This is a genomic window from Nostoc sp. MG11, assembly GCF_014904695.1.
In the GTDB taxonomy this organism is placed as follows: domain Bacteria; phylum Cyanobacteriota; class Cyanobacteriia; order Cyanobacteriales; family Nostocaceae; genus Komarekiella.
This window is the reverse complement of sequence record NZ_JACXXN010000194.1, coordinates 1-912: the sequence shown is the minus strand read 5'-3', so window position 1 is coordinate 912 and position 912 is coordinate 1. Positions and strand designations below refer to the sequence as shown.

At 43.3% G+C, this 912-nt stretch carries 1 protein-coding gene; it reads right to left on the bottom strand.

Annotated elements, in window-relative coordinates:
• Positions 1-14: 14 nt before the first annotated feature.
• A partial coding sequence (gene tnpC, locus HCR01_RS38030) for an IS66 family transposase (protein ID WP_193201028.1) occupies positions 15-912 on the bottom strand: 898 nt, incomplete at its 5' end.

The following is a 912-nucleotide window of genomic DNA, read 5'->3' as shown; positions in this document are numbered from 1 at the left end:
GTAAGGATTCAGGTCTAATATTTAGGAAGCAGAGATGGGCGAGACAGATAATTATTAGAATTAGCCAGCAGTGCTTGTGCAAAAAAGTCAATCACAGACGTACCTTGACGACGACAGGTTTGCACCACTGTTAACAGATGGGCAGTGTGTCTAAACCTGTCCATTGAACGGGAGCCACCACTTACCTTACGTTTCGTCACAGCCAAACGCAGCGATCGTTCAGCCTGATTGTTATCAGGAGGAATTTCAGGGTAGTCAAGGAAATACCACCATTGAATTGCTTTATCACGCAAAGAGCGTAAAAGGTTGCCGGCCGTAGCTCCTGCAAGATCAAGCCACTGATGGAGTGAGGAATACAATTTAGATTTGAATTGATTGACCCAATCGTTGTAACTGGTGGAGTCAAAAGTCTCAAACCATCGAGCATAATTCCTAAAGGCTTCATCAATTAAATCAGCAAAAGCTTCGCCAATAGCTTGGTTGTGAAGACCTGGAAGAATAATTAGTTTTTTGAAGTGTCGGCGTAGATGAGCCAAACATTTCTGCTGGGCAAAAGCTGGATAGCCGTTGTAAACGCTAAAATCATCGCTGCTGAGTACCCCTGCATACTCAGTCCCTAAAATCGTTTCTAATTCGGATCGTGAACGAGTGTCAGCCGCAGTAAACAGGCAGAAATCAGAATTGGCAACTACCCACAACCATTGTTTGACTCCTTTAACTGACCAAGGTGTTTCATCCACATGAACATTCGGTTGTGTCTGTTTTACCCAACTACTTAACTCAATAATGCTCGGTTCAATCGCTTGTTGGATTCGTTCATTAGTTGCGACTAACGTTCCTAGCCCAATATCAATTTGTCCCACTTCCCATAACATTTCTTGCTGTTTCTCGTAGGGCATGTGTGCATAATTA